This window comes from Amycolatopsis sp. NPDC114478 (assembly GCF_055633805.1).
Map to the genome: position 1 here is coordinate 104,649 of NZ_JBVKDO010000020.1, position 11,291 is coordinate 115,939.

The 11,291-nt window shown below is 72.3% G+C and carries 11 protein-coding genes; 5 read left to right on the top strand and 6 right to left on the bottom strand.

What is annotated here, in order from left to right; genetic code table 11:
* Positions 1–17 precede the first annotated feature (17 nt).
* The 3 genes from ACZ7OH_RS40145 (at position 18) to ACZ7OH_RS40155 (ending at position 2,944) form a co-directional block, all read left to right on the top strand.
* Positions 18–905: a peptidase gene (locus tag ACZ7OH_RS40145; protein ID WP_470285688.1), complete on the top strand. Its 888-nt coding sequence runs from the start codon at positions 18–20 to the stop codon at positions 903–905.
* Between the two features lie 375 nt (positions 906–1,280).
* Positions 1,281–1,556 (top strand): hypothetical protein, encoded by a 276-nt coding sequence (locus ACZ7OH_RS40150; RefSeq protein ID WP_470285689.1) that lies wholly within the window; start codon positions 1,281–1,283, stop codon positions 1,554–1,556.
* Positions 1,553–2,944, top strand: a complete 1,392-nt coding sequence (locus ACZ7OH_RS40155; RefSeq protein WP_400889063.1) for a class II 3-deoxy-7-phosphoheptulonate synthase — start codon at positions 1,553–1,555, stop codon at positions 2,942–2,944. The genes ACZ7OH_RS40150 and ACZ7OH_RS40155 overlap by 4 nt, the downstream gene beginning before the upstream one ends.
* On the opposite strand, the gene ACZ7OH_RS40160 is transcribed toward ACZ7OH_RS40155, so the two are convergent.
* A complete protein-coding gene (locus ACZ7OH_RS40160) occupies positions 2,945–3,718 on the bottom strand; it encodes an SDR family NAD(P)-dependent oxidoreductase (protein WP_470285690.1) in 774 nt (257 codons plus the stop codon). It abuts the gene before it with no gap.
* An 86-nt stretch (positions 3,719–3,804) separates the two neighbouring features.
* Between ACZ7OH_RS40160 and ACZ7OH_RS40165 the strand changes: the two genes are divergently transcribed.
* Entirely contained in the window at positions 3,805–4,632 is an 828-nt protein-coding gene (locus ACZ7OH_RS40165) for a helix-turn-helix transcriptional regulator (RefSeq protein WP_470285691.1), read from the top strand.
* A 1-nt stretch (position 4,633) separates the two neighbouring features.
* Here the strand turns inward: ACZ7OH_RS40165 and ACZ7OH_RS40170 are convergent, their stop codons facing one another.
* The 5 genes from ACZ7OH_RS40170 to pknB form a co-directional block, all read right to left on the bottom strand.
* Complete coding sequence (locus ACZ7OH_RS40170) at positions 4,634–5,950, bottom strand: wax ester/triacylglycerol synthase family O-acyltransferase (RefSeq protein WP_470285692.1); 1,317 nt, start codon at positions 5,948–5,950, stop codon at positions 4,634–4,636.
* 187 nt (positions 5,951–6,137) lie between these two features.
* Positions 6,138–6,842, bottom strand: a complete 705-nt coding sequence (locus ACZ7OH_RS40175) for a hypothetical protein (protein WP_470285693.1) — start codon at positions 6,840–6,842, stop codon at positions 6,138–6,140.
* A 160-nt stretch (positions 6,843–7,002) separates the two neighbouring features.
* A complete protein-coding gene (locus tag ACZ7OH_RS40180; RefSeq protein WP_400889076.1) occupies positions 7,003–8,508 on the bottom strand; it encodes a flotillin family protein in 1,506 nt (501 codons plus the stop codon).
* Positions 8,509–8,565: 57 nt separating this feature from the next.
* Positions 8,566–8,775: a hypothetical protein gene (locus ACZ7OH_RS40185; RefSeq protein ID WP_284741042.1), complete on the bottom strand. Its 210-nt coding sequence runs from the start codon at positions 8,773–8,775 to the stop codon at positions 8,566–8,568.
* Complete coding sequence (gene pknB, locus ACZ7OH_RS40190; protein WP_470285694.1) at positions 8,772–10,805, bottom strand: Stk1 family PASTA domain-containing Ser/Thr kinase; 2,034 nt, start codon at positions 10,803–10,805, stop codon at positions 8,772–8,774. Before pknB ends, ACZ7OH_RS40185 begins: the two co-directional genes overlap by 4 nt.
* Positions 10,806–10,908: 103 nt before the next feature.
* Here pknB and ACZ7OH_RS40195 point away from each other — a divergent pair, with 103 nt between their 5' ends.
* On the top strand, positions 10,909–11,277 hold the full coding sequence (locus ACZ7OH_RS40195; protein ID WP_400893318.1) for an Rv2175c family DNA-binding protein: 369 nt from the start codon (positions 10,909–10,911) through the stop codon (positions 11,275–11,277).
* Positions 11,278–11,291: the final 14 nt, after the last annotated feature.

An 11,291-nucleotide genomic window follows, 5' to 3' on the forward strand; every position in this document is an offset into this window, starting at 1 on the left:
GCGGAGGGTGGGGCGTCTTGAAGCACACGACTTTCCGGGCAGCGGTCGTCACCGCGGTCCTCTCCCTCGCGTTCGCCCTGGCCGGGCCGCCCGTTCAGGCCGCGCCGAAACCCTTCTGGACGCCCGATGCGATGCGGGCGGCCGTGCCCATGGAAAACCTCGTGAAAGCGCCGGCTTTCACGCCGAAAGACGTGGCGCGCGGCCGAAGCGCGATCATCCGGAGCATCCCCAACGGCGGGGGCGCCTGGACCGGCGGCGGCAAGGTCACCCAGACCGCCGGCCGCGTGTTCTTCCTCTTCAACGGCCAGAAAGCCTCGTGCTCCGGTGACGCCGTGACCAGCACCAACGGCAGCGTCGTCGTCACCGCCGGGCACTGCGTCAAGTACCAGGGCACCTGGCACACCGAGTGGGTATTCGTGCCGGGCTACAACAACGGCAACGCGCCGTACGGCCAGTGGGCGGCGAAGACCACGCTGACCACACCGCAGTGGGAAGCCAGTGAGGACATGAACTACGACGTCGGCATGGCCGTCGTGAACCCGCTGAACGGGCAGAAGCTCACCGACGTCGTCGGCGCGCAGGGGATCGCCTTCAACCAGCCGAAGAACCAGGGCATGTACACCTTCGGCTACCCGGCCGCTTCGCCGTACGACGGCACGAAGCTGATCTACTGCAGCGGCAGCACCTTCACCGACTTCCTGCTGACGCAGGACCACGGAATGAAGTGCGACATGACCGGCGGCTCCAGCGGCGGCCCGTGGTTCCTGTCCTTCAACGAGAGCACCGGGGGAGGCGTCCAGGCCTCGGTGAACAGCTTCGGCTACACGTTCCTGCCCGGGTACATGTTCGGGCCGTACTTCGGCACCGACGCGCAGAACCTGTACAACCGCGCGCAAGTCGCGTAACCACCGGCGCACCCGCGGGTGGGAAAATCTCCGCTGCCCGATGGGGCCGACTCGGCCACCGGCGCCGGCCCGTTCGGCCAGACTCGGCCGCGTTCGAGGCGAAGAACAACCCGGACCGCGGCGCCGGAGCGGATCCGGCCACGCCGGTGATCGACTCGAACCCGTTCGGGATGACGCGCTACCGCGACGGCTTCGCGGTCGCCGACGCGGCTCGTCACCGCGCCGCCCGCGCTCGGCCTGCCGCCGGGGATGCGCATCCCGGTGCAGAGCGCGCCGACGTCGGCTCGGACAGCATCGCGTGGTGCCGGGGCAGCGGCCGAAGATCCACGCCGACGGCTTCACGGCGCTGACCGGCCTCGCGTCCGACTGCCGGCCTTGACGTTCGCTCGTGACGGGATCGCGGCGCCGCCCTCTCCCGGCGTGCTGACCCGGGTGGAGAAGAACGGCACCCGGACCGGCCCGGCCGTGCGCGGTGAGGAGGTGTTCGTCACCACCAACGGCACGTCGCAGGGCACGGGCGCGGTCGTCCGGCTCGTCCCGCGCGGCCGACCCCGGAGGTCGCGGCCGGGAAACCGGTTTCCCGCCCGCGACCTGGGGACGGCGAACCGGGCGAAGCGCGGAAGGGCGGAAACCCTATCCTGGTGTTCGTGAACTGGACTGTGGACGTCCCCGTCGACACCCTGCCCGAACTGCCGCCGCTGCCGCCGGAGCTGCGCGCGCGGCTCGACAAGGCGCTGGCCCTGCCCGCGGCGCAACAGCCGGAGTGGCCCGACCCGGACGCGACCCGGCGGGTCCGCGGCGTGCTGGAGAGCGTGCCGCCGATCACGGTCCCGGCCGAGATCGACCGCCTGAAGGACCGGCTGGCGATGGTCGCCCGCGGCGAGGCGTTCCTGCTGCAGGGTGGTGACTGCGCGGAGACGTTCGAGTCCAACACCGAGCCGCACATCCGCGCCAACCTGCGCACGCTGCTGCAGATGGCGGTCGTGCTGACCTACGGCGCGAGCCTGCCGGTGGTCAAGGTCGGCCGCATCGCCGGCCAGTACGCGAAGCCGCGGTCGGCGGGAACGGACGCGCTGGGCCTGCCGGTCTACCGCGGCGACATCATCAACTCCCTCGTCGCGAAGCCCGAGTTGCGCGTGCCCGACCCCGGCCGGATGATCCGCGCCTACGCGAACGCGGGCGCGGCGATGAACCTGGTCCGCGCCCTCACCGGCGCCGGCATGGCCGACCTGCACCAGGTGCACGACTGGAACAAGGACTTCGTCTCGGCGTCGCCGGCGGCGCAGCGCTTCGAGGCGCTGGCCAACGAGATCGACCGCGGCCTGCGGTTCATGTCGGCCTGCGGCGTCACGGACACCTCGCTGCAGTCCACCGAGATCTTCGCCAGCCACGAGGCGCTGCTGCTCGACTACGAGCGGTCGATGCTGCGGCTCGACAAGGCCGACGCGGCGAACCCGAAGCTGTACAACCTCTCGTCGCACTTCCTGTGGATCGGCGAGCGGACCCGCCAGCTGGACGGCGCGCACATCGCGTTCGCCGAGCTGCTGGCCAACCCGATCGGGTTGAAGATCGGCCCGACGACCACGCCCGAGCAGGCGCTGGAGTACGTCGAGCGGCTCGACCCGCGCTTCGAGCCGGGCCGCCTGACGCTCATCTCCCGCATGGGCAACGGCAAGGTCCGCGACGTCCTGCCGGCGATCGTCGAGAAGGTCGAAGCCTCCGGCCACAAGATCATCTGGCAGTGCGACCCGATGCACGGCAACACGCACGAGTCGTCCACCGGGTACAAGACCCGCCACTTCGACCGCATCGTCGACGAGGTCCAGGGCTTCTTCGAGGTCCACAACCAGCTGGGCACCTACCCGGGCGGCATCCACGTGGAGCTGACCGGCGAGGACGTCACGGAGTGCCTGGGCGGGGCCCAGGAGATCTCGGACATCGACCTGTCGGGCCGCTACGAGACCGCCTGCGACCCGCGCCTGAACACGCAGCAGTCGCTGGAGCTGGCCTTCCTGGTCGCGGAGATGCTGCGCGGCTAGCTAGGCCCCGGCGCCGCCGTCGACCGGGACGATCGCCCCGGTCACCATGGCCGCGCGGTCGCTGAGCAGCCACGCGGCCGCCTCGGCGACCTCGCGGGGTTCGGCCATGCGCCCGAGCGGGACCGACGCGGTGATCTGCTCGACGACCCCGGGTGAGGCCGCTTCCCACGCGTCGATCATGTCCGTGGCGGTGCCGCCGGGGGTGAGGCCGTTGACCCGGATGCCCTGCGGGCCCCAGGTCACGGCCGCGGTCTCGGTGAGGCTGTTCAGCGCCCGCTTCATGGCGCCGTAGGCGGGCAGGGCGGGGTTGGCGCGGCGGCTGCCGATGCTCGACGTGTTCACGATCGCCCCGCCGCCACTGCGGCGCATGAGCGCGGCCTCGGCGGTCATGGCGGTCCAGTGCGCGCGGAAGTTCACCGCGAACTGCTCGTCGATGTCCTCCTCAGCGGTCGTCTCGAGCGGACCGGGCCGCTGGATGGCCGCGCCGTTGTTGAACGCGCCGTCGAGGCGGCCGTGGAGCTGCTCCACGCGGTCGACGGCGGCCCGGATGCTCGCGGGATCGGCCAGGTCCAGCGCGACGGTGTCGGCGGTGCCGCCCGCCGCGCGGATCTCGCCGGCGACGCGGTCGAGGGCCTCGGTGCCGCGCGAGGCCAGCACGACGGCGGCGCCCTCCCGGGCGAAGAGGCGGGCCGCGGCCGCGCCGATGCCGCGGCTGGCTCCGGTGATGAGCACGACCTTGCCGGTGAGCAGGCCGATCGAAGGGGAATTCGTCATGGTTCCGACGGTGCCCCGGTCCGCGACGCGGAGGCAGGCACAAGCCGTACCAGGATCCGGCGCCGGTGCGTCCGCATACTGGAGACGTGGACAAGCAAGAGCTCGGGGCGTTCCTCCGCAGCCGGCGTGAGCGGCTGCGGCCGCAGGACGTCGGCCTGCCCGCCGGGCCGCGCCGGAGAACCCCTGGCCTGCGCCGCGAGGAGGTCGCGGTGCTCGCGCACATCTCCACCGAGTACTACGTCCGCCTCGAGCAGGGCCGGGCGCCGCGGCCGTCGGGCGAGGTCCTGGCCGGGATCGCCGGTGCGCTGCGGCTGACCGACGCCGAAACCGAGCACCTGCACGTCGTGGCGGGCACCGCGCCGATCCGGAACGCCGTGCACCGCCGGGACGTGCGGCCCAGCATCCTCGCGCTGCTGCGGCGGCTGCCGCAGACGGCCGCCATCGTCATCTCCGCCACGTTCGAGGTACTGGCCTGGAACGACCTCGCGGCGGCGCTCATGGAGGACTTCGCCGCCGTGCCGCCCGAGCGGCGCAACCTCGCCCGCAAGGCGTTCCTCGGGCCGGCTGAGCCGCCGTACGGGATCTCCGACGCCGCCGAGTTCCGGCTCACCGTCGTCATGGAGCTGCGCGCCACCCTGGCCCGCTACCCCGCCGACCCGGCGGTGCGTGGGCTCGTCGAGGAGCTGCGGGCGGGCAGTGCCGACTTCGCCCGGCTGTGGGAGCGCCACGACGTGCAGGCGACGCCGGTGCTCACCAAGACCTTCCGGCACCCGGAGGTGGGCGAGGTGACGGTCGACTGCGACTCGCTCGTCCTGCCCGACTCCGACCAGCACCTGGTGCTCTACACCGCACCGCCCGGCTCCCGCGGCGCCGAGGCGCTCGCGTTCCTGGAAGTGGTGGGCGTGGCCCCCTGAGTCAGGAGGCGTCGACCAGCCGGGCCGCGGACTTCAGGACCGCGTCCCGCAGGGAACCCACGTCCGGGACCGCCTCGCCGTTGACCTGCAGTCCGATGTGGACCGAGTCGCGGTAGGTCGCCACCGCGATGCCGACCGCGTGCCGCGGGGCCAGCGGGACGAACGGGTACATCTCCGCCAGCCGGGCGCCGCCGAGGGACAGGCGGGCCGGGGGCACCGGGACCGTCGTGATCACCAGGTCGAACAGCATCGGCGCGGCCAGGCCCGCGGTGCGCGTGCCCAGGCGGTGCAGCAGCGGCGGGACGCGGCCGGCCAGCAGCGGGAGCGCCCCCGCGCCGCGGCTCGGGCCCGCCGCCTTGTTGCGGGTCATCGCGCGGCGGACCACGCGCAGCCGCTCGACCGGGTCGTCCTCGCCGACCGGCAGGTCGCAGAGGTACCCCGACAGCTTGTTGCCGCCGAGCTGGTCGCCCGTCCGGCCGCGCACGCTCACCGGGATCAGCGCGCGCAGCGTGCGGCCGTCGGCGCGGTGGCCGCGGTTCACCAGCCATTCGCGCAGTGCGCCGGAAAGCACCGCGAGCACGACGTCGTTGGTCGTGCCGCCGTGGGCCTTGCGCACGCGGCGCAGCTCGCTCAGCGGCAGCCGGACGAACCCGAGCCGGCGCTCGGCCGACTGCGGCGCCGACACCGGCGACAGCGGCGGCCGCGCGGCCCGCACGAGCGACGAGGCGATCCCGGCCGTCTCGTTCGCCTGGCCCCAGACCGTGCCCAGCGCGTCCTTCACCGTGTCCAAAGTGGACCGCGGCGCCGGGATCGGCCGGGCCGGCGAAGAGATCCGCTCCGGCAGCTTGACGCCGTCGAGCAGGCCGGCCGCGACCGCGTACGCGCCGGCGCCGTCGGTGAGCGCGTGGTGGAGCTTCAGCAGCAGCGCGAACTTCCCGTCCGGCAGCCCGGTGACGAGGGTGAGGTGCCACAGCGGCCGGGACGTGTCGAGCGGCTCGGCGATCCACCGAGACGCGTACGCGGCCAAGGGGTCCGGTTCGTACAGTGAGCTGAGCTCCGCGTGGTGGATGTGGTCCGCGGCACGGAAGTCCGGGTCGTCGGCCCAGCTGGCCGAGCCGGGCGGGAACAGCTCCGCGCGGGCGCGCTGGCGCAGCTTCGGCAGTCGCGCGGCGCGCTCGGCCAGCACCGCGGTCAGCGCCGCGGGGTCCACCGGGCCGCGAGCGGTGAAGGTGACCACCGCGCCCATGTGCATCGGGGAGTTTTCGCTTTCCAGGCACAGAAAAGCGACGTCGAGTGCGCTGAGCGGCGAGCCTGCCATGGGCGACCTTTCCGGGTTCGCGGGTGTGCACGGCCACGTGCGTCGGAAGGTGAGGTGAACCCACAACACCAGCCCGACGTGACGGCCGGGTGGTCGAAGTGTTTCCACGACGCTAACTACCCACCCCGTTCATCCATTCGAGATACCCCGGCCGCCGGTGCCCGGGGTCACAGATCAAGAAAAACGTTCAGCTTTCCGGCGTAGGCGGGGTTTCTTCCGCCCGGACCACCGAAGTCCCCCATTCGGGGGTGAGCGCCACCTGCTTGCCGACGCGGCGCACGGGCAGCCCGTTCACCTGGCGCTTGCCGAGCCCCGGCCAGATCTCCGCGGCGTCCTTCGCCGCGGCCCGGATCGCGCCGCCGTCGAGCGTCGTGCGCGTCTCGGGGATCTCGCGGTCGGTCCACTGGACGACCAGCTTCAGCGGGCCGGCCGGCGGGAGCGGCCACAGGAACACTTCGTGCTCGACGGCGAAGCGCGTGCCGCCGACGGGGTGCGCCCGCAGGACCGGTTCCTCCGGTTCGGAAGCCGACGGCACCGAGACCGCCTCGGAGCTCGCCCGGCTGCCGTCGGCGTAGAGGACGCCGATGAGCAGCCCGTTGTAGTCAGGCTTGCGGCGGTGGTCGATCAGGCCCTCGGCGGGGTCGTCGACCAGGCTGTCCCGGGAGTAGACCGTGATGCGCAGCGTGAACGCCTGCGGCCACACCTCGACCGAGCGCAGCGCCACGATGGTGCGCTCGGACCGGCCCAGCGGCTGCGCCAGCGGCAGCACGGCCGGGACGATGTGCTCGCGCGGGGGATCGGTCCAGTGCCGGCCGTTGAACGCGTACAGCTCCTGTTCCGGGACGGGGAACAGGGGACGCTCGCGGGGACCGCCGGTGAAGAAGCTGCTCATCGGGCGGCCCGCGACACGCTGTCCGGCACCATGCGCCCACGGTAGGACAACGGCCCGGGAATTGCCGCCCCCGAACGGGCGTACGGCCCCTGCCTCCCGTGATCCGGGACACAAGGGCCGTACGCAGCGTGACGCGGTGGTCGCTCAGCTAGTCGGTCAGCTAGTCGGTCAGCTTGAGCTCGCCGTTCTTCCGCGCGGGCTCGTCCAGCTCCTTCTCGGGCGGCTTGCCCATGGCGTCCATCAGCTGACGGGCCAGGCCGAGACCGGTTCCGCCGAGCGAGAGCGCCTTGGCGAACATGTCGGACATACCGTCGGCGCCGTTGAGCACGACCATGTGGTCGACGTTGCCGAACGCGCTCGCGCCCGCTTCGACGATCTCCGGCCAGCGCTCGGCCAGCTGCTGCGCGACGACGGCTTCCTGGTTCTCCGCCAGCGCCGCCGCACGTGCCTTGATCGCGTCCGCTTCGGCCAGGCCCTTTGCCCGGGCCGACTCGGCTTCGGCAAGCCCCTTCGCCTTCGCGGCCTCCGCCTCGGCGAGACCGCGCGCCTTGGCCGCGGCCGCCTCGGCCTCACCGGTCGCCCGCGTCGCCCCGGCCGACGCCTCCGCGCGGGCCTTCATGGCCTGCGCTTCCGCCTCGGCCGCCGTCTTCACGCGGGTCGCGTCCGCCGCGGCGCGCAGCTCGGTCTCCTTCGCCTCGGCCTGGGCCTTGGCGATCGACGCGTCACGGGCCGCGTCGGCCGTCGTGCGCGTGTCGTACGCCTTCGCGTCGGCCGGCTTGCGTACCTGCGACTGCAGCCGCTGCTCGGCCAGCGCCGCTTCCAGCTCGGCCGCCCGCGTCTCCTGGACGACGACCTCCTGGCGCGCGGTCGCCTCGGCCAGCGGGCCGGACTGCGACGCCTTCGCCCGCGCCTGGTCGACCTCGGCCTGGTAGCCGGCCTGCTGGATCTGGCTCTCGCGGACCGCGGCGGCCTTCTTGGCCGCGGAGACCTGCTCGACCTCGGCGGCCTCCTGGTCGCTGCGCGCCTCGGCGATGCGGGCCGACGCGGCGATCGCGGCGGCGTGCGGCTTGCCGAGGTTGGTGATGTAGCCCGACTCGTCGTCGATCTCCTGGATCTGCAGCGAGTCGACGATCAGCCCCAGCTTGATCATCTCCGTGGCCGAGGACTGGCGGACCTCGCCGGTCAGCGCGTCCCGGTTGTGGATCATCTCCTCGATGGTCAGCCCGCCCACGATCGAGCGCAGGTGCCCGGAGAACAATTCGTGGATCGTGTCGTTCATGCCCTTCTGCTGGTCCAGGAACCGGCGGGCGGCGTTGGCGATCGACGCGAAGTCGTCGCCGACCTTGTAGATGACGACCGCCCGCACGGTGACCGGCAGCCCCTGCTTGGTGACGCAGGAGACCTGCAGGTTGACGCCGCGGGTGTCCAGCGACAGCCGGCGCGCGGTCTGGAAGCCGGGCAGGACGTTCACGCCGCGGCCGGTGATGATCTTGAAGCCCAGGCTGTCCGCGGTGTCCGCGCGGTCGACCCGGACCCCGAGCCCGGAGATGATCAGGGCTTCGTTCGGCTCGGCGACCTTGTACAGCAGCCGCAGGATCCCGAAGATCACGAACAGCACGACGACGAGTCCACCGGCGGAAAGCAGCAGGATTTCCACGAGACTCATGGCACCGACCCCCTCGCTCTTTTCTGTTGTGGGTGCGTTGGTGCCTCTACGACGCCGTCAGCGGCCCAGCGGTTGCCACCGCTCGACATAAACCGTGCGCGGGGGTTCGAAGTCCACGACGAGCACCTGGGTGCCGGAGGAGAAGGTCGCGTCCGGGTCGGCCGGGTAGGCGTAGAACGCCTCCGTGCCGCCCCGGACGTTCAGCAGGACTTCGCCGATGAGGCCGGGGCCGATCGTGCCGGTGACGCGGCCTCGGCTGCCGATCATCCCCCGAAGCCCTTCAGCTTGACCTTCGAGCCCTTCTGCACGAACGTGCCCGGCTGCGGGTCCTGCTGGAAGACGAAGTCGAACCCGCCGCCGCCTCCGCCGCGGCCGCCGCCCTTGCCGTCGCGGTCGGCCTTCAGCCCGGCCTGCTCGAGGATCTTCTGGGCGTCGTCGAACGAGCGGAACCGGACGTCCGGCACCTGGACGGCGTTGTTGACGAACACGCCGATCCGCTTGTCCCTGGCCTGGGAGTTCGCCGGCGGGTCGGTCCGGGTGACGGCGCCGCCCGGGACCTCCTGCTTGAACTCCTCACCCGCCTGGAACGGCTCGAACCCGGCCTGCTGCAGCAGCTGGAACGCCTCGTCCTTGCTCCGCCCGGTGACGTCCGGGACCGGCGGCAGCGGGAGCGGGCCCTTCGACACGATGATCGTGACCTGGCCGCCGATGTTCAGCTGGCTGCCCGACGACGGCTCGGTGCGGATCACCGCGCCCTGCGGGACCTCGGCGTCGTAGTCGTCGGTGCCGCGCGTCGGGGTCAGCTGCGCGGTCTTGATCGCCTGCTCCGCGTCGGGCAGCGCGGTGCCGGGCCGGATGTCCGGCACGACCGGGCGGCCCTTCGACAGCACGACCGAGACCGTCGAGTTCGGCGCCAGCGTCGTGCCCTCGGCGGGCTCGGCGCGCAGCACGGTGTTCGACGGGACCGTGTTGTCGTACTCCTGGCTGAACTTCGGGGTCAGCTTCACCGCGCGCAGCGCGTCACCCGCCGCGGCCTGGTTCAGCCCCGCGAGGTGCGGCACGGTCGAGGTCTTCTCGCCGCCGGTGTCGGTGAGCATGAAGACGAACGCCGTGATCAGCCCGCCGAACAGCAGCACCGCGCCGGCGATGATGGCGATCCGCTTCCGGTTGTCCGCCGGCTTCTCCGGCTCCGGCTCGCTCCGGCGCCGCCCGGCGGGCGGCCGCACGGGCGGGATCTGCTGGGTGAAGCCCGGGGGCGGGGTGCCGGGGTGGCTCAGCGCCCGCGTCGCGTTCGGGCGGTGCACCGGCATCGTCTTCTCGCTGTCCGGCGCCACCTGCGGGATCCGCGGCAGCGTGCGCTCGGTGTCGGCGAGGCCGCCCTGGCCGTGCGACACCGGAACCGGGACGGTCACCGGTAGCAGGCCCAGCTGCGCGCGCACCGCGGTCAGCTCGGTCAGGAACTCCCCGGCGTCGGCGGGACGCAGCCCGGGGTCCCGCCGGGTCGCGCGGGTGATCAGCTCGTCGAGCTCCGGCGGCAGGTCCGGGCGCAGCGCGCTCGGCCGCGGGACGTCGTCGTTCACGTGCCGGTAGGCCACCGAGATCGCGGTGTCGCCGGTGTAGGGCACCTGCCCGGTCAGCATTTCGTAGAGCAGGATGCCGGCCGAGTAGACGTCGCCGCGCGCGGTCGCCGCGCCGGTCTCGACCTGCTCCGGCGACAGGTAGGCGACCGTGCCGAGGATGACGCTCGAGCTGGTCGTGCCCGCGCTCGCCACGGCCCGCACCAGGCCGAAGTCGGCGACCTTCACCGCGCCGCCGGTGTGCGGCCCGGTCCGGCCGATCAGCACGTTCTCCGGCTTGACGTCCCGGTGCACCAGCCCGGACCGGTGCGCGGCGGCCAGCGCCGAAAGCACCGGCTCGGCCACGCTCAGCGCCAGCGCGACGTCCAGCGGGCCCTTCTCGTCCAGCAGGTCCCGCAGGGTTCCGCCGTCCACCAGCTCCATCACCAGGAAGGCGAGGCCCGACTCGGCGCCCTGGGGCAGGTCGAAGCCCTGGTCGTGCACCGCCACCACGTGCGGGTGGTGCAGCTGCGCCGCCGACTGCGCCTCCCGGACGAAGCGGTCCACGAACGACCGGTCGTCGGCGAACCGCGGGTCCATGATCTTGATCGCGACCGGACGGTCCAGCCGGGTGTCCGTCCCCCGGTAGACGGAAGACATCCCCCCGTGCGCGAGCAGCCGGTCCACCCGGTAGCGCCGCTCGAGGAGCGTGCCGACCAGGCTGGGGTGGGTGCGAGTCACGAGTATGGATCGTACGGAACCGCACACGGTTCGTGGAGGAGACCTGGCGGGTCACCCGCGCGTACTAGCGGGAGTGGGTGCGGAATGTGGCAGAGTGTCACGCGTGAGTGGGATTCCTGTCGCCGACGACGTCCTCGACACCGCCATCGCGGTTCTCCCGCTGGCGGAGGTGGCGAACGTCCTCGGGACCTCCGCCAACAAGGTCCGCCAGATGCTGCGCGACGGGCAGCTGATCGCCTTCAAGCGCGGCGGTGACCTGTGCGTTCCCGGCGACTTCTTCGTCAAGGACGGGATCGTCAAGGGCCTGGCCGGCACGATCACGGTGCTCGCCGACTCCGGGTTCTCGCGGACCGAGATGCTGCGCTGGCTCTTCGAGACCGACGAGAGCCTGCCGGGCAACACGCCGATCAACGCCCTGCGCACCAGCCACGGCACCGAGGTGAAGCGGCGCGCGCAGGCGATGGCGTTCTGACCTGTGTGAACAGG

What these genes read in the sequence shown, in the direction of transcription:
- ACZ7OH_RS40160 (WP_470285690.1), bottom strand. Translation starts at nt 3,718, where the DNA reads ATGACGAATTCCCCTTCGATCGGCCTGCTCACCGGCAAGGTCGTGCTC.
- ACZ7OH_RS40180 (WP_400889076.1), bottom strand. Translation starts at nt 8,508, where the DNA reads ATGAGTCTCGTGGAAATCCTGCTGCTTTCCGCCGGTGGACTCGTCGTC.
- ACZ7OH_RS40170 (WP_470285692.1), bottom strand. Translation starts at nt 5,950, where the DNA reads ATGGCAGGCTCGCCGCTCAGCGCACTCGACGTCGCTTTTCTGTGCCTG.
- ACZ7OH_RS40175 (WP_470285693.1), bottom strand. Translation starts at nt 6,842, where the DNA reads ATGAGCAGCTTCTTCACCGGCGGTCCCCGCGAGCGTCCCCTGTTCCCC.
- ACZ7OH_RS40185 (WP_284741042.1), bottom strand. Translation starts at nt 8,775, where the DNA reads ATGATCGGCAGCCGAGGCCGCGTCACCGGCACGATCGGCCCCGGCCTC.